The organism is Hyphomonas sp. (assembly GCF_022844445.1).
GTDB lineage: Bacteria > Pseudomonadota > Alphaproteobacteria > Caulobacterales > Hyphomonadaceae > Hyphomonas.
Genome location: NZ_JALHLS010000007.1, coordinates 136,160 through 153,821 on the forward strand (window position 1 = coordinate 136,160; position 17,662 = coordinate 153,821).

Sequence of the window (17,662 nt, forward strand, 5' to 3'; positions counted from 1 at the left end):
CGTCAGGCGCTGTGCACCTGGTCGATGTCGTAGGCGGCCAGCGAGGCAAGGTCCACGATATCGCCCACGGTGGCGCCGAGGGATGCAATCTGCACCGGCTTTTCCAGACCTAGCAGCATCGGCCCGATGATCGTCGCGCGGCTCATCTGTTCCAGCAGGTTTGTCGCAATCGACGCCGAGTGGACGGCCGGCATCACCAGCACGTTGGCCGGGCCTGAAAGGCGCGAGAACGGGTAAAGCAGCTTGTGGTTCGGGTTGAGCGCAACATCGGCATTCATGTCGCCTTCGTACTCGAAGTCGATGCCGGGTGTCCGGTCCAGGATACAGACCGCGTCGCGCACCTTGTCGCCGCGCTCGCCCATCGGGTTGCCGAAAGTCGAATAGGACAGGAACGCAACCCGCGGCGTGAAGCCTACACTGCGCACGCCGCGAACGGCTTCCAGGGCGATATTCGCCAGCGTCTGGCCATCGGGAAGCTCGTTCACGCTCGTATCGGCGATGAAGATCGTCTTGCCCATGTTGATGACCATCGACATGCCGATCACGGCCTGGCCGGGGATCGGGTCGAGCACCAGCAAGGCGTCCTTCAGCGCCACATCATAGGCGCGCGTCACGCCGGTCACCATGCCGTCAGCATCGCCATTCTTCAGCATGCAGGCGCCGAACACGTTGCGGTCCTGGTTGACCAGCCGCTGAACATCCCGTTTCAGGTAGCCCTTCCGCTGCAGGCGGGCATAGAGAAGATCGACATAGACCGGGTTGTTGTCGGAAAGGCGGGCATTGATGATGTCGAGCGAGCCGGCCGGCACGCCCATCTGCTCCATGGTCGCCTCGACCTGTGCTTCGCGGCCGATCAGGATCGGCTGGCCGAGTCCCTGGTTCTTGAAGCTCCAGGCCGCGCGGACCACCGCCGCCTCTTCGCCCTCTGCGAACACGATGCGGCGTTGCACTTCGCGGCATTTCGCCTGAACGCCCTGGAGAAAGGCGGCCGACGGATCGGCGCGGCGCACCAGGCTCTTCCGGTAGGCGTCCATGTCCGTAATCGGCTTGCGGGCCACACCCGTGTCCATCGCGGCCTGGGCCACAAGTGGCGGCACGAAACTGATCAGGCGCGGATCGAAGGGTGTCGGGATGATGTAGTCCCGGCCGAAGGTCGGGCGCGCGCCGTGATAGGCGGCGGCCACTTCGTCCGGTACGTCCTCGCGGGCAAGCTCGGCAAGCGCTTGCGCAGCGGCCACCTTCATTTCTTCGTTGATACTCCGGGCACGGACATCCAGCGCACCTCGGAAGATATACGGGAAGCCGAGCACGTTGTTGACCTGATTGGGATAGTCCGACCGGCCAGTGGCAATGATCGCATCACTGCGCACGGACTTGATGTCCTCCGGGGTGATTTCCGGATCAGGGTTGGCCATCGCGAAGATGATCGGGTTCTTGGCCATGGATTTCACCATGTCTTTGGTCACCGCGCCCTTGACCGACAGGCCAAGGAACACGTCGGCGCCGTCCATGGCCTCGGCCAGCGTGCGCTTCTTGGTCTTCACAGCGAAGGCAGACTTGAACTGGTCCATCTTCTGCGTGCGGCCTTCGTACACCACGCCGGCGGTGTCGCAGAGCAGGATGTTTTCACCCTTCACGCCGAGATGGCGGATGAGGCCGGCCACCGAAAGCCCGGCCGCGCCGGCGCCCGAGACGGCAACCTTCACGTCGGAGAGTTTGCGGCCTGTGATGTGGCAGGCATTGATCAGGCCGGCGGCGGCGATGATTGCCGTGCCGTGCTGGTCGTCATGGAAAACCGGAATGTCGAGCTCTTCGCGCAGGCGGCTCTCGATAATGAAACAGTCCGGCGCCGAGATGTCTTCAAGGTTGATGCCGCCCCAGGTCGCGCCGATATTGCGCACGGTGCGGATGAAGTCTTCAGCATCGCGCGTGTTCACTTCGATATCAAAACTGTCGATATCGGCGAAGCGCTTGAACAGAACGGCCTTGCCTTCCATCACCGGCTTGGAGGCCATCGGGCCGAGGTTGCCGAGGCCAAGGATCGCTGTGCCGTTTGAGATCACGGCCACAAGGTTGCCCTTGGAGGTGTAATCATAGGCAAGGTCTTCGTTCTGAGCGATGGCCAGAACCGGAATAGCCACGCCGGGGCTGTAGGCCAGCGACAGGTCGCGCTGCGTCCCCATAGGCTTGGTGGGGATCATCGAGATCTTGCCGGCCGTCGGGTGCGAGTGGAAGTCGAGGGCTTCCTGGTCGGTGAAGCTGGGGCGCTGCGTGGTCATGTGGGCTCTGTTTGGTTCCGGAACATCCTGTTTCCCGTCTAGGCCGCGCCGATGCGCCTGCCAACAGCCAAATCCGCACAGTCCGCAGCCTCCGCCTTTGCGAATCTTCCAGTCAGCGGCTAGCGTGGTGCCCCATGCCGGACACCGCTCCCAAATCCCCGACTGCCCCCGCTGCGTCCGAACCGACGCCGTTCATGGCGCAGTACCTATCGATCAAGGCAGAGCAGCCGGACGCCCTCCTGTTCTTCCGGATGGGCGATTTCTACGAGCTTTTCTTCCAGGATGCCGTAACCGCGGCGGGCATCCTCGACATTACGCTCACCTCGCGCGGCGAGCATGACGGCGCCCCCATCCCGATGGCCGGCGTGCCCTATCATGCAGCCGAGGGCTACCTCGCCCGTCTGATCAGGGCTGGCTGCCGGGTTGCAGTCTGCGAGCAGACCGAAAGTCCGGCCGAAGCGAAGAAGCGCGGCTCCAAATCCATCGTGCGCCGGGAAATCGTCCGCGTCGTCACGCCCGGCACGCTCACCGAGGAAACGCTCCTGCCCGCCCGCCAGGGCCAGGCCCTCGCGGCGCTCGCCTTCACAGGGCAGGGCGAGGCGGCGCTCGCGGTCTGCGATGTTTCCACGGGCCTGTTCGAACTCACGGCGCTGGAGCCCGCCCGGATCGGTGATGCGCTGCTCGCCTGGCCGCTGAGCGAGCTTGTGATCTCGGAAGCCGAGCGCGACCGGCCCATCCTCGCGGGTCTGCGCGAGATCACGGCCGCGCCCGTCACCGAGCGACCCGCCCGCACCGGTACGCCGAAATCCGGTGAAGCTCTCCTGAAGGAAGCCTTCGGGGTTGCCGCCCTCGATGGTCTCGGCGATTTTTCGAAGGCGGAACTCGCCGCCGCCGGGCTCCTCCTCGACTATGTGAAGCTCACCCAGGCCGGCCGCCCCGCGCGCCTTGGCCCGCCGAAACGCGGCGAGCCCGGTGGTGCCCTGCTGATTGACCCAGCCACCCGCGCCAGTCTCGAGATCGACCGCTCCTTCACGCGTGGCCGCGAAGGCTCGCTGCTGGCCGCCATCGACCGCACGGTGACAGCGCCCGGCGCCCGTCTTCTCGCCGCGCAGCTGGCCCGGCCGTCGCGCGAACGCGCCGAGATCGAGACCCGGCTGGACGCTGTCAGCTATTTCACCGGGGACCGCACGCTGCTCACCGACGTGCGCGCATCGCTGAAGGCCGCGCCGGATCTTGAACGCGCCGCCATGCGCCTCGCCCTCGGCCGGGGCGGCCCGCGCGACCTGCAGGCGCTCGCCCGCGCCCTGACATCCGGCCTGCAGTCCGCACGGACCCTTTTGCGCTCGGCCAATCCGCCGGCCGCGCGCCTGGCCGCCGCGGCGCATACGCTTAGCCTCTCGGATGCAGGCGATCTCGCTGCACTCGCCGCCGATCTCGGCAAGGCGATGACCGATGCGCCGCCGCTGCTCGCGCGCGACGGCGGCTTCATCGCGCCGGGCTGGAACACTGCGCTCGACGAGGTCCGCAGCCTGCGCGAGGACAGCCGCCGTGTGATTGCCGAAATGCAGGGCCGCTACGCCGATGCAACCGGTATCAACTCGTTGAAGATCAAGTTCAACAACGTCCTCGGCTACTTCATCGAAGTCCCGGCACGCCTTGCCGACCCGCTGCTGAAGCCGCCTCTCGCGAACGACTTCATCCACCGCCAGACCATGTCCGGCGCCGTGCGCTTCTCGACCACGGAGCTTGCCGAACTTGCTGGCCGTATCAGCCGCGCCGAAGAGGAATCAAAGGCGCTTGAGATCGCGCTGTTCGACGGCTTCTGCGCGCGCGTGTCGGCGCAAAGGGAAGTGCTGGCGCGCGTTGCCGCCGCGATCGCGGACATCGATGTTGCCGCCGGCAATGCCGTCTGGGCCGGCGAGGCCGGCGGCGTGCGTCCGGTGATCGACACTGCGCCGGTCTTTGAGGCCAAGAGCCTTCGTCACCCTGTGGTCGAGGCAGCGCTGCGCCGGGAAGGGAAGGGATTCACGGCGAACGATCTTTGCCTCGACGCGGCCGGCAAGACCGCGCCGCGCTTCCTGCTCGTCACCGGTCCGAACATGGCCGGCAAGTCGACCTACCTGCGCCAGTCCGCCCTCGCCGTCATCCTCGCGCAGGCGGGCTGTTACGTCCCCGCCGCGTCGATGCGCCTCGGCCTCGCCGACCGCGTCTTCTCCCGCGTCGGCGCCTCGGACGATCTTTCGCGCGGGCGCTCCACCTTCATGGTCGAGATGGTCGAGACGGCCGCCATCCTGAACCAGGCGACGCCGGACAGCTTCGTCATCCTCGACGAGGTCGGCCGCGGCACCGCCACCTGGGACGGCCTCGCGATCGCCTGGGCCGCGGTCGAACACCTGCACGAGCAGACCCGTTGCCGCGCGATCTTCGCCACACACTATCACGAGCTCACAGCGCTCGCAGGCGAACTGCCCGGCGCAGCCAATGCCAGTCTGAAGGCCCGCGAATGGAAGCAGGAGCTGATCTTCCTGCACGAAGTTCAGCCCGGCCCGGCAGACCGCTCCTACGGCGTGCAGGTTGCCCGCCTCGCAGGCCTGCCGCGCAGCGCCGTCAGCCGCGCCGCACAAATCCTCAAGCAACTGGAAGCGGGTCCGTCCGCCGCCGAAAGCCTGCCGCTGTTTGCGGCTGCGCCCGCCGGCGCCGCGCCGGAAGCCGAAGCGGTCCTCGCTGTCCTCGATGCACTGGATCCGGACGCTCTCAGCCCGCGCGACGCGCTCGCTGCGCTTTATGAACTCAAGGCCATCGTCAAAGGTAGCCTCTAGGCGCGCTCAGCGCGGGCGAAGCGCGAGGGCTTCCAGCACGCGCACGGCCGCCTGAAGGCTTTCGACATCACCGATCTCTTCCACGAGACGGCGCGCATCCCGCTTCAGGTCATGGGCCTGCAAGCTATGCCCACGACCCGCATCGGTGTTTCCGGCAATCTCGAACGGCTCGTAAAACCAGCTGATGGGACGGGCTAGGGCCTGCGCAATTTCAAGAAGCCGGCCGGCCGACAGGCGGCTATGTCCTGCCTCGTATTTCTGGATCTGCTGAAAGGTGACGCCCAGCAATGCGGCAAGGCCTTCCTGCGTCAGGCCCAGTTCGCGCCGCCCCTGCCGCAGCCGCTGGCCGACAAATCGGTCAGCATCGGTGGGCTTGCGCGCTTCGTGCGCGGGCGAAGTTTCGTCACGTGTAGGCAATGCAGTCTCCGGCCCCGACAGGTTTTCCAGCGCTGGACGCTGCAAGCTGCAGGCCAGATTCGACTGCTGCGTGCATAGGCCGGGCGCGCCGGCCCGCCGGGTCAGGCGGTAACCTTTACCGGCGGCTCGAACTTGGTGCTCTTCAGGATCAGCTCGTCCGGCGCCGCGATCATCGCCTTGTACATCGGCTCCGGGTAGGCCTGATGCGGCTTGGCGGGGTCATAGGGCGGCTGTTTCACACGCCCGCCGTCGCCCGCGTAGGGATCGGGCGACTTGAAGGTTTCGAGTTCCGCCGGCGTAATGCCGACCTTCTCCACCACTGCCGGATCGATCCAGGCGCGCGGATCAATCGGCACGGTCGAGCAGGCGACTTCCAGCGTCATGTTGTCCGGCCCCGCAAAATAGATCGAATGGCACATCGCATGGTCCATCGGGCCGATGACATTGATGCCCTTGGTGCGGATCCGGTCGCGGATTGCGAGCAGGTCGTCCAGCGTGTCCACCCGGAAGGCGAGGTGCTGCATCGTTCCGGGGGCGGACGGCCCCGCGCCAGTGCCGGCATGTGTCACGCCCAGCTGAATCGGAATGTCCTTTACCGCCGGAAGCTGCACGACCGAAAAGTAGGAATGATCGTCCATGTGCAGGAAGGCATGCACGCCGCCGGGTACTCCGTGCATGTCAAACAGAGCCGACAGCTGGAAGCCCATCACGTCCGAGAAGAACGCAATATGCTCGCGGATGTCCGCCGCCATGATGGCAATGTGATGAATGCCGTTCGCCTTGATCATCCCGCGATCCTCCCTTGACCCTGCGGCCACATGGACAGGGCCGTTCTGCCGCATAATGTGCACCCCACAGACAAAAGGGCAAGGAGGCTTACAGATGGCTGGCGCAGGGGAAATCGTCCGGGAACCCTATCTGGTGATCCACAAGGACCCTTCCAGCTTCAAGGATGTCTATGGCGGGGCAGGGGACAATGTCGCCGTCGAATGCATGCGCATCTATCCGGCGGGCACTGCCGCCGAGAGCGTGATCATTTTCTCTCACCCGATCGGCGGCGGCGCTTTCCTGCCGCTGGTTTCTGCTCTGGCGCGCAGTGGCCAGCACGTCATTTATGCCAACACACGCTACCGGGGGAATGACACCGCGCTGATCATGGAGAAATGCGCCGCCGATTTCGGCGCCTGTATCGAACACGCCCGCTCCCGGCTCGGCTACAAACGGGTCATCCTCGGCGGCTGGTCCGGCGGCGGCTCGCTCTCACTGTTCTACCAGGACCAGGCGGAGAATCCGACGATCACGCACACCCCGGCCGGCGACCCTTACGACCTGACGAAGAAATCCCTGCCGCCGGCTGACGGCATCATGCTGCTCGCCGCGCATGTCAGCCGCGCCATCACGCTGACCGAATGGATGGACCCCTCGATCACCGACGAGACCCGCCCCTTCGAGCGCGATCCTGCGCTCAACATCTATGATCCGGCATGCCCTGCGCAGCCTCCCTATACGGAGGACTTCGTCGCCAGATTCCGCGCCGCCCAGCTCGCCCGCAATCGCCGCATCACGGCATGGGTCAAGGACACGCTGGCAAACTTGCGCCGCAAGGGCGAGGACAATGCTGAGCGTGCATTTACCGTACACGGAACAATGTCGAGCGTTTGCTGGACTGACCCGGCGCAGGAGCCCTCCGACCGGCGCCCCTATACCTGCTATCTCGGCGAGCCGCGTATTGCCAATGACGGCCCGGTCGGCCTCGCCCGCTTCACGACGCTGCGCTCATGGCTCTCGCAATGGGGATATGACACGACCAATGCCGACGGTCTCGGCAATGCCTCGCGCATTTCCTGCCCGGTGCTGGTCATCAACAATACCGCCGATCTCGCCTGCACGCCCAGCCATGCGCGCCGCCTGTTCGATGCGGTTGCCCATGGCCGCAGGGCCTATCACGACATTCAGGGCGCGGATCACTATTATATCGAGCGCCCCGACCTGCTGCCGCAGGCGGTCAGGGTTTGCTCGGACTGGCTGGAGCAGGAAGGCCTGTCCGGTTGAGCGGATCAGTCCGGAAGGCGGACGATATCGTCCTCGTCGGACGGCGCCGGTGCGGGCTGCACTTCCAGCAACGCTTCTGTCGTTTCCGGCTCGTTTTCCAGCTGGATGCCAAGGTCGGGCACGTCTTCGAAGCTCGCACCCGACGATCCCGGCGCGATGATCAGGCCGCCGCCGCCCGCGCCAGGCGCTGAGCCGATGATCAGGCGCCCGGCCTGGTCATTGCTGCGTCCGACATTGAGGTTCAGCGTGCCGCGCACTTCGGCGGCCTCGGCCGCCGGCTCTGCAGCGGCTGTAGAGGCGGCGCCAAGGCTGGCGAGCGAAAGCACGAGAAGGGCAGCGACCGGTTTCATCGAGATTCCTCAGGTTTGGGGCTGCAACGCACGGGCTGCGAGCTTGGTTTCAACAACGTCCCAGAATTTTGCCGGCGCATCAATGCCGGATAGCCGTTTGAGCGCCTGAAGTCCTGTCGGGGAGGTGACATTCACCTCCGTCAATCGCCCGCCGATCACGTCGATCCCGGTCAGCATCAGCCCCCGGCGCTTCAGTTCGGGGCCAATCCGCGCGCAGATATGCGTGTCGGCGGCTGACAGGACAGTCGCCTCGGCGGTGCCGCCGACCACGAGGTTCGAGCGGACCTGGCCTGCTTTCGGCTTGCGGTTGATCGCTCCCACTGGTTCGCCGTCGATGAGGATGATGCGCTTGTCGCCGTCCGCGACCGCCGGCAGAAAGGCTTGCACCATCACCGGCTCACCGGAGCGGCCGAGGAAGAGTTCCAGCAGCGAGTCGAGGTTGGAATCGGCTTCCGTCAGCCGGAACACGCCGGCCCCGCCATGCCCGTAGAGCGGCTTAACGATGATGTCATGGTGCTTGGCGCGGAACGCATCGATGACCGCCCGGTCGCGCGTGACCAGCGTTGGCGGCATGATGTCCGGGAACATCAGCGGGAAGATCTTTTCGGGACTGGAACGCACGCCGGCCGGGTCATTCAGCACCAGCGTCTGGCCGGAAACCTCTTCCAGCAGGTGACAGGCGGTGATGTATCCCATGTCGAACGGCGGGTCCTGCCGCATCAGGATCACATCCGTGTCCTTCGCCAGGTCCAGGGTCACGCTCTCACCGAACAGGCCGGGCGTCTCGCGCACCCGCTGCACCCGGGCCGGGCGCGCGCGCGCCGTCACGCGTCCTTCGGTCCAGGCGAGGTCGCCGACGCCGTAGACGAAAATCTGGTGCCCGCGCGCCTGTGCGACCTCGGCAAGGGCGAAGGTCGTGTCCCCGTCAATATTGACCCGCTCCAGCGGGTCCATCTGGATTGCGATGCGTAGTGTCACGCGGCGTGTGCCCCCGTAATTACGGAAGGCGCGCGGTGTCAGCGGCTTCCTGTGTCGTAGCTGGCGCCGTGCAGTTCGGTCAGCGGCTCGGTCGTATATGACGCGTCAGGGGCCGGTTGATAAGTGGGAGCCGGTGTTTGTGTGGTTACCGGCTCCACCGCGCGCCCGGCCTCATCGCGCACCCGGACATAGGAGACCACCTGGTTCACCCCGCCCACGATGCTGGCTTCCTCGGCGGCCCGGCGCAGCTCTTCGGTGTCGCGGGCGATTCCCATGAGGTAGACGACGCCGCCATAGGTCTCGATATTGAAATTGACGCTCTTGACCTTGCTGGAGCCGATCAGGCGGGCACGAACCCGGCCGGTGATGATTTCATCTGACAGGTTCGACATGAACCCGCCGGGGGCCTCGATGCGGATCTCGTTGGCCACGTCCTGCGTGCGCGACGAACTCCAGGCGATGCCTTCGGCGTAGGTGCGGTCTTCGGGTGCGTTCACCCGGCCTGACAGCAATACCAGCCCGTTGGAGACTTCTACGTCCACTTCGCCGTACTTGGCGCCGCTTTCGTTGAGCAGCTTGGCCTTGATCTCGTTTGACGCGGTCGCATCATCGAGGGCCTCGCCCATGGTCTTTTCTTGGACCGATGTCAGCGCGGCGGCTCCTGCCGTGCCGACGACAGCGGCGGCGCAGCCCGTCAGGGGAAGCGAGGCGAGAAGGGCAGGCAGGAGGAAAACGGTACGCATGGAGACATATCCCGGAAGTCACGGTGGATGAAACTTCATTACCCGCAAGATAGGGCGAAACTCGGGCATCTTCCTAATGAAACCCTGTATAGCTTGTGAACAAAACGCCCCGGGTGCCCACAGCTGCGTCTTTTTTCTGGTTGCGAAAGCCTCTGCATGATAGGTTTGGCCCACAGACGCAGAAGGAGCCCTTGCCCTGTCATCCGCCAAATCCCGGGTTGAGCCCCCAAAGACTGTCTCGCTTGCCGATATCAAGCGGCTGGCTGAGGCGCTCTCGAAAGTCCTCGAAGACGACAAGGCCGAGGATCTGGCCTTCATCGAACTTCAGGGCAAATCTTCCCTCGCCGACTTCATGATCATCGCATCGGGCCGTTCCGGACGGCACGTCGCTGCGCTTGCCGAACATGTCGCCCAGGAGGCGAAACGCCTGACCGGCCGCCCGGCCAGCGTCGAAGGCATGGCTAACGCGGATTGGGTCCTGATCGATACGGGCGATGTGATCGTCCACCTGTTCCGCCCGGAAGTGCGCGAATTCTACAATCTCGAAAAAATCTGGATGTCGGACCAGTCGGCCCACCGGACTGCGCGCGCGTCCTCCTGAACCATGCGGCTGCAGATTGTCGGGGTCGGGCGCCTGAAGGATGGCCCGGAACGCAGCCTTACGGATGACTATCTCGGCCGGGGCCTGCCGCTCGCCCGCCAACTCGGTTTCCGCGGCCCCGAAGAACACGAAGTCGCCAGCGGCGGCAGTCTTGAAGCCGAAGGCGCCCGCCTGATTGCCCGCCTTCCGGATGGCGCCAGATGCCTGCGTCTCGATGAATCCGGGGAAAACCTCACATCTGCCGAACTTGCCCGCCGGCTTGCCGCCTGGCGCGACGAGGGCCTGCGCGACGCCGTCTTTCTGATCGGCGGCGCCGAAGGCTTCTCCGCCGAGGTGCGCCGCAGCGTGCCTAAAACCCTTGCCTTCGGGGCGCAGACCTGGCCACACCGGCTGGTGCGAGCAATGCTCGCCGAACAGCTCTATCGCGCCCTGACGATCCTCGCCGGCACCCCTTATCACAAGGCGTGAGATTTGCGTGCTCCGGGAGGAGGGGAAGGGCCCCGGCGTCAGGGGGGAGGAAAGCTGAGGCCCTGGATGTCAGCCTCGCCAGCCAGCAGGGGCGGCGCAAGCGTCATCTTAGCCTGTCTACGCACCGGCGCCGGACTGGATCAGTCAGGGTGCAAATTCTGTCGCCGGTTGCCGCACCCGGGGCAGGGGCTTTAAGGAAGTTATTGAAGCAGGAGATGGGGATTCATGCCGGGCCGGGACATGTGGCGCATTTACGGACCGGTGATCGCGATTGCCCTGGCTGGTTTTATCCTGGCGCTGTTCCTGATGGACCCTGCGCCACCGAAGACCATCCGGTTCGGCGCCGGCGCCCCGGGCGGGGCCTATCACGCCTATGCGGAGCGCTACCAGCGTCTGCTCGAGGCGCAGGGCGTCACCGTCGAACTCGTCGACACCGCCGGCTCGATCGACAATCTTCGTCTGCTGGAGGACGACTTCATCGACGTTGCGCTGGTGCAGGGCGGCCTGACCGGTGTCAGCGAGGAAAAGCAGCTGCGCTCCCTGGGCGGCATGTTCGAGGAGCCTTTCTGGGTCTTCGTGCGCGACGGTGTCCCGGCAACCGATTTCGGCGATCTCAAGAACCGGCGTGTCTCGATCGGTCCGGAAGGCTCTGGCACACGGGCGCTCGCCCTCACGCTTCAGTCCGCCTATGGCGAGGGCTGGGCCAGCAGCGCGCGCCTCGGCCTCTCGACCCGCGAGGCGGAGGCCGCGTTGCAGTCCGGCGAGATTGATGCCGCCGCCTTCGCCGCCTCTCCGGACGCGCCCTACATCACAGCCTTGCTGCGCACAGAAGGTTTGCGCCTGTTGCCGTTCGAACGCGCCGAGGCCATCGCCCGGCGCACCGACGGCCTCGCTTCCGTCACCCTTCTGCGCGGCATTGCGGACATCGGTGCCGACATCCCGGAACGCGACGTTCCGCTGGTCGCGGCGGTCTCCCAGCTTGTCGTGCGCGGCGACGTACACCCGGCCATCGAGGCTATCCTGCTGGACGCCGCGCTCGCCATTCACTCGGAGAAAAGCCTGTTCTCGCAGGCAGGCCGCTTTCCCAATGCCGGGGCGACCGAGTTGCCCGTCAGCAAGCAGACGACGCGCTTCTACCGCGACGGCCCGTCCTTCCTCAGACGGTACTTTCCGTTCACTGTCGCCAATTTCCTCGACCGCGCCTGGGTCCTGGCTATTCCGTTGCTGACACTGGCCTTCCCGCTGGTGCGCGCCGCCCCGCCGATCTACCGGTGGCGCGTCCGCCGCCGCATCTATGTCTGGTACAGAGACCTGCGCGCGCTCGAAGAGGAAGGCCGCGCCACGCCGTCCGGCGAGCCGCGCACCTCTGTCATCAGCCGCCTCGAACGCCTGCAGGCCGATATCGGCAAGCTGGAAGTCCCGCTTTCCTACAATGACGACCTCTACCGCCTTCGCAGCCATGTCGCCTTCGTGAAACAACTGCTCGATACTGCGCCGGCGTCGCCGCCTCCGGCCCCGCCCGTCATTTAGGCCAGTCCCGCCGCCTTTGCCTCTGCCATGAACGTGCGCGAGACCGGCGCCTCCTTGCCGGACGCGAGCACGAGAAAGACCTTGCCGCCCTGGCGCTTCACGTCGCGCACCGCCGCCTTTGCCACCCACCAGGAGCGGTGCACCTGCAGCCCGCCGCCGCCCTCCAGTTCGCGCACCGCATCCGCCAGCCGCATCAGGATCAGCTCCTCGCCAAGGCTGGTGTGCACGCGCAGGTAATGATCCTCGGAAGAAACGGCATGCAGCTCGGCCTGGCGGAACTTGAGGGGCAGGCGGGCGAGGAAGGTCTCGACCGGCCCGGCCCCTTCCGGAGCATCGGCTGGCGGCTGCGCGGCGATCGACTTCTCTGCCATATAGCCCACCGCCGTCATGGCTGCGGAGATTACCCAGACCAGGCCGAATATTCTGGGCGCGTAGCCGAGCGGCATCCTTCGGCTCATGACGAAGGTCTCGAATGCCAACAGGGCGCAGGTCACGACGATGGCCGCAGCAACCGACAGCAAGGCGAGATTGAGAGGCAAGGGCAGGGCCGGAAAAGTCCGGTCTAGCCAGCGGCCTGCCACTTCCGCAGCCAGGCTGCCAAGGAGGATCAAGGCAAACCAGTAGACGAAGATGGCCCATCCGGGAAAACCGGGGGTCGCATTGAACGGACCGATGATCGACAGGAACAGCGCGGCGCCTGCATAGACACCAACCTCCTTCAAGCGGGTTTGCCTGTCCTTGGGTGGACGCATGCGGAATTTGGGCCCTCATTTCGCGCTTCGTGAACGGTAATGGCGGCATTTCGCGAAGGATTCCAGCCAGATCACGTAGTCCCGGTGGCGGGCCCGGGAAGGGGCGAGGATGTTGGGCGGGCCGGACGCAAAGCCGTCCAGAAACCGGCCACACCACCAGAGGAGTCCAGACCGATGACCGACCTTGTCGCCCCCCGCTTCGCCCCGTCCTTTTCCCTCCGGCGCCTGCACGAGCGTCATGGCAACAAGCTGCTCGTGGCCGGCGCGGCAGCGGGCTATGCCTGGTTGTCGAACGCCATCCTTGCAGGCCAAGGCGTTGGCGCCGTGCGCTGGCACGTCGACCTCTCGCCGCTGCTCGAAATCTCGCCGGTGCTCCAGGCCCACATCGCCGGGGCAGTGCTCTCGTTCGCCATCGGCACCAGTCTTCTCCTCGGAGTGAAGGGCCGTTCGGTTCACCGCGTCCTCGGCTACACATGGATCGTCACGATGGGCGTCACGGCGATCAGTTCGCTCTTCCTCTCCGGCCTCAACGGCGACACCTACAGCTTTATCCATCTCCTTTCCGGCTGGACGATCATCCTCCTGCCGATGGGCCTCGCGGCGGCCCGCCGCCGCAACATCGCGCAGCATCGCAGGACGATGACCGGCCTCTTCATGGGCGGCATGCTGATTGCCGGTCTCTTCACCTTCCTGCCGGGCCGGCTGATGTGGAGCCTCTTCTTCACCGCCTGATCGCGCCCGGTTTCCATCGACGCCTTACAGCTGTCGCATAACCCGGCTAGAACCTCCTCGGGGCCGTAGCGGCGCTGAGGAGGCAACCATGCAAAAACTCACATCACTCGCAATCCTGTCGCTGCTCGCGGCCTGCCAGTCACCGGCTGAACTGCCGCTGATCGGCGATGTATTTGCGCCCAGGAGCGCTGATGAAGCGCTCGAGCCGTACTACCGCACGCTGCCGGATGACTTTTTTCCGCGCGCCCCGGCTGGCCGGCCGCTCGACGCGTCAAAGCCGCTGACCCGTATCCTGGTCGCCTCCTGCTTCGACGAAGAAAAATCCGACAGCGCCGCGATGCGCTCCCTCGCCGGCGAGGACGCCGACCTCTTCCTGATGATCGGCGACAATGTCTACGGCGACCGTGACGGCCCGGCCTATGTCAACAACCAGCCCGAACTGAACGAGCTGCGCGCCAGCTTCAGCGACCTGGCCGCGCGCGAGGATTTCAAGGCCGTGCGCGCGAAGTTCCCGATGATGGTTGCCTGGGACGACCATGATTTCGGGGCCAATGACGCGGGCCGGGACTTTCCATTCCGCCGACTTGCCGAGCGGATCCACGAACGCTTCTGGGGCCTCGAGAATGAAGATGTAGGCGCCTATCCCGGCACCTACTACGCCCGCACCTTCGGCCCCGAAGGTCAGCGTACGCAGGTTATCGTGCTCGACACGCGCTTCTTCCGTTCGCCGCTGACCCCAACGGACGCCTGGAACCAGAAAGGCAAGGAACGCTACCTGCCGTCGGCCGATCCCGAACAGGACATGCTGGGCAACGACCAGTGGACCTGGCTGGAAAACCGGTTGCAGGATCCGGCCGACCTGCGCCTGATTGTCTCCTCGGTCCAGGTCTTGCCGACCGTCCACGGCTACGAAGCCTGGTCGATCCTGCCAATCGAACAGCAGCGCCTCTACCGGCTGGTGCGCGAGACCGAAGCCAAAGGCGTCGTCTTCGTCTCCGGCGACCGCCACTCCGGCTTCCTCTACACCAGCAACACTGCGCTGCCTTACCCGGTCAGCGAGATCACGGCCTCCTCGCTCAACGTCTCCTTCGCCGCCACGACGGAAGAAACGGATACCGTCCAGGTCGGGGCAGGGTATCCGCCGGAAAACTACGGCGCGATCGGAATCGACTGGACGGCCGGCACGGTGAGCCTTGCGATTCACGCCAACTCCGGCGAGCGTGTGCGGGAGTTAACTGCCAGCTTCCGCTGAACATGAAGGCATATGTCGGGCTACAGGAATGTGATCACGCTGATCCTTGCGATCTGCCTCATGCAGGCGGCGGCAAGTTTCATGGGTGTGATCACGCCGGTCGGGCTGACGGAACTCAAGGCCAGTGAGACCCTTACCGGGCTGGTCGGCGCGCTTTACTCGGCGGGTTTCATGGCGGGCGCCTGGGCAGGACCCGCCTTGCTGGGCCGCTACGGCACGATACGCCTTTATGCCGCCGCCGCCGCTATCACGGCTGTCTGCGCTCTGGTGATGGGCATGGTGCCCGGCATCACCGCCTGGGGCGCGGCGCGCGTTATGCAGGGCATCGGCTTCGGCCTGTTGTTTGCCAGCGCCGAAAGCTGGCTGGGGCAAGCCGCACCCAAAGAGCGGCGCGGCGACATGATGGGGTTCTACTACTTCCTGTCCCGGATTGCCGGCCTGCTCGCCCCTTTTCTTGCCTTTGGGCTCTCGGCGCTCGATCCGCGCGGTCTCAGCTGGGTGTCGATCCTGCTCTGCCTGTCACTCGTCACCCTGTGCCTGACCCGGCTGTCGGAACCTGCTCCGCCGGCCCGGGAGGTCATGCGCGCGCTGGATCTTTTCCGGCTCGCTCCCTCGGCCGTGATCGGGTGCTTCCTCGCCGGACTAATCAACACGGGCACACTGGCCCTGCTGCCAGCCTGGACAAGCACCTTCGCTATCGGCGGGGGCGGAACCGGTGCGGCGGCCTGGGCGGCTGCGGCGGCCGCTGCCGGCGCATTGCTGGTGCAATGGCCGGCCGGACGGATTTCCGACCGGGTGGAGCGGCGCCTCGTGGTCGCCGGGCTGTCCCTGTTCTCGGGCGCCGCGGCGCTGGCGCTGGCGGTCGGGGCCACAGGTTTCAGCGAACCGGTGGTGCTCGCCTTGCTGTGCCTGTGGGGTGCAGGCGCGTTCTCGTTCTACGGCGTGAGTTTGGCCCATGCGATTGACCGCGCCGGACCGGGGCGGATTCCGCAAGTGATGAGCGGTATCCTGTTTGTCTGGGCGGCAGGCTCGGTGGTCGGGCCGATCCTGTCGGGCGTGGCGATGAGCCTCGGCGGGCCGCAGGCCCTGTTCGGCCTTGCGGCTTTCGGGCTTTTCCTGCTGGCCGCAATCATGCTCGTCCGCAGCCGTGTCCGCCCGCCCCCTGCGACGGTCGCGCCTGAAGCCTTCCTGCCGGTTGAAGCAACATCGGCCGGCGTGGCCGTCCCGGACCCGCGCGCTCCCGACCCGGCATAGCGGGTTGAGCGCATGGTGCAGGAATTCCCCGCTGGGGAGACCACAGATTCCGGCCGCCGATCTCTCCACGCGCGAGTCCGGCGCCGCAGATTGACCTTGGGGCAAATCATGACCTCTGGGTCCAAACCCTAGTACTCAGGCGATTGCTACAGGCGTTTTCGCTGGTATATAGCGCGCGAACCACAAGGGGGAGAGGCTGGCGAGAGGCGACCAGTCCTGCCCCCGAACAGGGAAAACTCCATGAATATTCACGAATATCAGGCGAAGGCGCTGCTGAAGTCCTTCGGAGCGCCGGTGGCTGACGGTGTGCCGGTCCTGTCGCTGGCAGATGTGCAGAAAGCCGTTGATTCGCTCCCCGGTCCCCTGTGGGTCGTGAAAAGCCAGATCCACGCCGGTGGGCGTGGCAAGGGCAAGTTCATCGAGAAGGAAGCCGGCGAGAAGGGCGGCGTCCGCCTGGCCTTCAACAAGGACGACGTGCGCAAGCACGCCGAAGCCATGCTCGGCAAACACCTCGTCACCGCGCAGACCTCCGCCGCCGGCAAGCAGGTCAACCGCCTCTATATCGAAGACGGCGCCGACATCGAGAAAGAACTCTACCTCTCCATTCTCGTGGACCGCTCCACCTCCAACGTGGCCTTCGTCGTCTCGACCGAAGGCGGCATGGACATCGAAGCCGTCGCGCATGACACGCCCGAGAAAATCCTCACCGTACAGATCGACCCGCTGAAAGGCGTCACAGCTGCAGATTCCGCCAAGCTCAACAAGGCGCTGAACCTGACCGGCACCGCCGCCAGCGACGGCGAAAAGCTCTTCCCGATCCTCTACAAGGCCTTCACCGAGAAGGACATGGCGATGCTCGAGGTAAACCCTCTTATCGTCATGAAGAACGGTCACCTGCGCGTCCTCGACGCGAAGGTCTCCTTCGACGGTAACGCGATCTTCCGCCACCCGGACGTCGCCGCGCTGAAGGACGAAACCGAACAGGACGCCAAGGAACTCGAAGCGGCTGAATGGGACCTTGCCTATATCGCGCTCGACGGCACGATCGGCTGCATGGTCAACGGCGCCGGCCTCGCCATGGCAACCATGGACATTATCAAGCTGTACGGCGAAGAGCCGGCAAACTTCTGCGATGTCGGCGGCGGCGCCGGCAAAGAGAAGGTGGCGGCCGCTTTCAAGATCATCATGAAGGACCCCAATGTGAAGGGCATCCTCGTGAACATCTTCGGCGGCATCATGAAATGCGACGTCATCGCCGAAGGCGTGATCGCAGCCGTGAAGGAAACCAATCTCGCCGTTCCGCTCGTCGTGCGCCTTGAAGGCACGAACGTCGATCTCGGCAAGAAGATCATCCGCGAAAGCGGTCTGAACGTCATTCCCGCAGACGATCTCGACGATGCGGCCCAGAAAATTGTCAAAGCGGTGCGGGGTTAAT

At 65.3% G+C, this 17,662-nt stretch carries 16 protein-coding genes; 9 read left to right on the forward strand and 7 right to left on the reverse strand.

Annotation, left to right across the window (positions count from 1 at the left end; genetic code table 11):
- Positions 1–2: 2 nt before the first annotated feature.
- Positions 3–2,279, reverse strand: coding sequence for an NADP-dependent malic enzyme (locus tag Q0C17_RS10065; protein WP_291205287.1), 2,277 nt, complete (start codon positions 2,277–2,279; stop codon positions 3–5).
- 194 nt (positions 2,280–2,473) lie between these two features.
- On the opposite strand from Q0C17_RS10065, the gene mutS reads away from it, so the two are divergent.
- Complete coding sequence (gene mutS, locus Q0C17_RS10070; protein ID WP_291205290.1) at positions 2,474–5,098, forward strand: DNA mismatch repair protein MutS; 2,625 nt, start codon at positions 2,474–2,476, stop codon at positions 5,096–5,098.
- A 6-nt stretch (positions 5,099–5,104) separates the two neighbouring features.
- Here mutS and Q0C17_RS10075 read toward each other — a convergent pair whose 3' ends face one another.
- Positions 5,105–5,515 carry a helix-turn-helix transcriptional regulator gene (locus Q0C17_RS10075; protein ID WP_291205294.1) on the reverse strand — a complete coding sequence of 137 codons (411 nt, stop codon included), beginning with the start codon at positions 5,513–5,515 and terminating at the stop codon, positions 5,105–5,107.
- Positions 5,516–5,616: 101 nt separating this feature from the next.
- Entirely contained in the window at positions 5,617–6,303 is a 687-nt protein-coding gene (locus Q0C17_RS10080) for a VOC family protein (protein WP_291205297.1), read from the reverse strand.
- A 94-nt stretch (positions 6,304–6,397) separates the two neighbouring features.
- On the opposite strand from Q0C17_RS10080, the gene Q0C17_RS10085 reads away from it, so the two are divergent.
- The gene (locus tag Q0C17_RS10085; RefSeq protein WP_291205300.1) at positions 6,398–7,567 is read left to right on the forward strand and encodes an alpha/beta hydrolase; all 1,170 of its coding nucleotides are present in this window, start codon (positions 6,398–6,400) and stop codon (positions 7,565–7,567) included.
- A gap of 5 nt (positions 7,568–7,572) precedes the next feature.
- On the opposite strand, the gene Q0C17_RS10090 is transcribed toward Q0C17_RS10085, so the two are convergent.
- From Q0C17_RS10090 to Q0C17_RS10100, 3 genes are read right to left on the reverse strand one after another with little or no spacing between them, the layout of a single operon-like run.
- The gene (locus Q0C17_RS10090) at positions 7,573–7,917 is read right to left on the reverse strand and encodes a hypothetical protein (RefSeq protein ID WP_291205302.1); all 345 of its coding nucleotides are present in this window, start codon (positions 7,915–7,917) and stop codon (positions 7,573–7,575) included.
- 9 nt (positions 7,918–7,926) lie between these two features.
- Positions 7,927–8,895 carry a glutathione synthase gene (gene gshB / locus Q0C17_RS10095; RefSeq protein WP_291205304.1) on the reverse strand — a complete coding sequence of 323 codons (969 nt, stop codon included), beginning with the start codon at positions 8,893–8,895 and terminating at the stop codon, positions 7,927–7,929.
- 38 nt (positions 8,896–8,933) lie between these two features.
- Entirely contained in the window at positions 8,934–9,638 is a 705-nt protein-coding gene (locus tag Q0C17_RS10100) for a BON domain-containing protein (RefSeq protein WP_291205308.1), read from the reverse strand.
- Between the two features lie 259 nt (positions 9,639–9,897).
- Between Q0C17_RS10100 and rsfS the strand changes: the two genes are divergently transcribed.
- From rsfS to Q0C17_RS10115, 3 genes are all read left to right on the forward strand, one after another.
- Positions 9,898–10,239 carry a ribosome silencing factor gene (gene rsfS, locus Q0C17_RS10105; RefSeq protein ID WP_291205450.1) on the forward strand — a complete coding sequence of 114 codons (342 nt, stop codon included), beginning with the start codon at positions 9,898–9,900 and terminating at the stop codon, positions 10,237–10,239.
- 3 nt (positions 10,240–10,242) lie between these two features.
- Complete coding sequence (locus Q0C17_RS10110) at positions 10,243–10,707, forward strand: 23S rRNA (pseudouridine(1915)-N(3))-methyltransferase RlmH (protein WP_291205312.1); 465 nt, start codon at positions 10,243–10,245, stop codon at positions 10,705–10,707.
- A 225-nt stretch (positions 10,708–10,932) separates the two neighbouring features.
- The gene (locus tag Q0C17_RS10115; protein ID WP_291205315.1) at positions 10,933–12,237 is read left to right on the forward strand and encodes a TAXI family TRAP transporter solute-binding subunit; all 1,305 of its coding nucleotides are present in this window, start codon (positions 10,933–10,935) and stop codon (positions 12,235–12,237) included.
- On the opposite strand, the gene Q0C17_RS10120 is transcribed toward Q0C17_RS10115, so the two are convergent.
- Positions 12,234–12,959, reverse strand: coding sequence for a LytTR family DNA-binding domain-containing protein (locus Q0C17_RS10120; protein ID WP_291205317.1), 726 nt, complete (start codon positions 12,957–12,959; stop codon positions 12,234–12,236). The genes Q0C17_RS10115 and Q0C17_RS10120 overlap by 4 nt on opposite strands.
- A 204-nt stretch (positions 12,960–13,163) precedes the next feature.
- On the opposite strand from Q0C17_RS10120, the gene Q0C17_RS10125 reads away from it, so the two are divergent.
- From Q0C17_RS10125 to sucC, 4 genes are all read left to right on the forward strand, one after another.
- On the forward strand, positions 13,164–13,721 hold the full coding sequence (locus Q0C17_RS10125) for a DUF2306 domain-containing protein (RefSeq protein WP_291205319.1): 558 nt from the start codon (positions 13,164–13,166) through the stop codon (positions 13,719–13,721).
- 88 nt (positions 13,722–13,809) lie between these two features.
- Positions 13,810–14,973 (forward strand): alkaline phosphatase D family protein, encoded by a 1,164-nt coding sequence (locus Q0C17_RS10130; RefSeq protein ID WP_291205321.1) that lies wholly within the window; start codon positions 13,810–13,812, stop codon positions 14,971–14,973.
- Between the two features lie 12 nt (positions 14,974–14,985).
- Positions 14,986–16,227 (forward strand): MFS transporter, encoded by a 1,242-nt coding sequence (locus Q0C17_RS10135; RefSeq protein ID WP_291205324.1) that lies wholly within the window; start codon positions 14,986–14,988, stop codon positions 16,225–16,227.
- Between the two features lie 240 nt (positions 16,228–16,467).
- The gene (gene sucC / locus Q0C17_RS10140) at positions 16,468–17,661 is read left to right on the forward strand and encodes an ADP-forming succinate--CoA ligase subunit beta (protein WP_291205327.1); all 1,194 of its coding nucleotides are present in this window, start codon (positions 16,468–16,470) and stop codon (positions 17,659–17,661) included.
- Position 17,662: the final 1 nt, after the last annotated feature.

Excerpts from the sequence above, each read along its gene's own strand:
- Q0C17_RS10065 (WP_291205287.1), bottom strand. The coding sequence starts at position 2,279 with ATGACCACGCAGCGCCCCAGCTTCACCGACCAGGAAGCCCTCGACTTC.
- mutS (WP_291205290.1), top strand. The coding sequence starts at position 2,474 with ATGGCGCAGTACCTATCGATCAAGGCAGAGCAGCCGGACGCCCTCCTG.
- Q0C17_RS10080 (WP_291205297.1), bottom strand. The coding sequence starts at position 6,303 with ATGATCAAGGCGAACGGCATTCATCACATTGCCATCATGGCGGCGGAC.
- Q0C17_RS10085 (WP_291205300.1), top strand. The coding sequence starts at position 6,398 with ATGGCTGGCGCAGGGGAAATCGTCCGGGAACCCTATCTGGTGATCCAC.
- Q0C17_RS10090 (WP_291205302.1), bottom strand. The coding sequence starts at position 7,917 with ATGAAACCGGTCGCTGCCCTTCTCGTGCTTTCGCTCGCCAGCCTTGGC.
- Q0C17_RS10100 (WP_291205308.1), bottom strand. The coding sequence starts at position 9,638 with ATGCGTACCGTTTTCCTCCTGCCTGCCCTTCTCGCCTCGCTTCCCCTG.
- Q0C17_RS10110 (WP_291205312.1), top strand. The coding sequence starts at position 10,243 with ATGCGGCTGCAGATTGTCGGGGTCGGGCGCCTGAAGGATGGCCCGGAA.
- Q0C17_RS10115 (WP_291205315.1), top strand. The coding sequence starts at position 10,933 with ATGCCGGGCCGGGACATGTGGCGCATTTACGGACCGGTGATCGCGATT.
- Q0C17_RS10125 (WP_291205319.1), top strand. The coding sequence starts at position 13,164 with ATGACCGACCTTGTCGCCCCCCGCTTCGCCCCGTCCTTTTCCCTCCGG.
- Q0C17_RS10130 (WP_291205321.1), top strand. The coding sequence starts at position 13,810 with ATGCAAAAACTCACATCACTCGCAATCCTGTCGCTGCTCGCGGCCTGC.
- Q0C17_RS10135 (WP_291205324.1), top strand. The coding sequence starts at position 14,986 with ATGTCGGGCTACAGGAATGTGATCACGCTGATCCTTGCGATCTGCCTC.
- sucC (WP_291205327.1), top strand. The coding sequence starts at position 16,468 with ATGAATATTCACGAATATCAGGCGAAGGCGCTGCTGAAGTCCTTCGGA.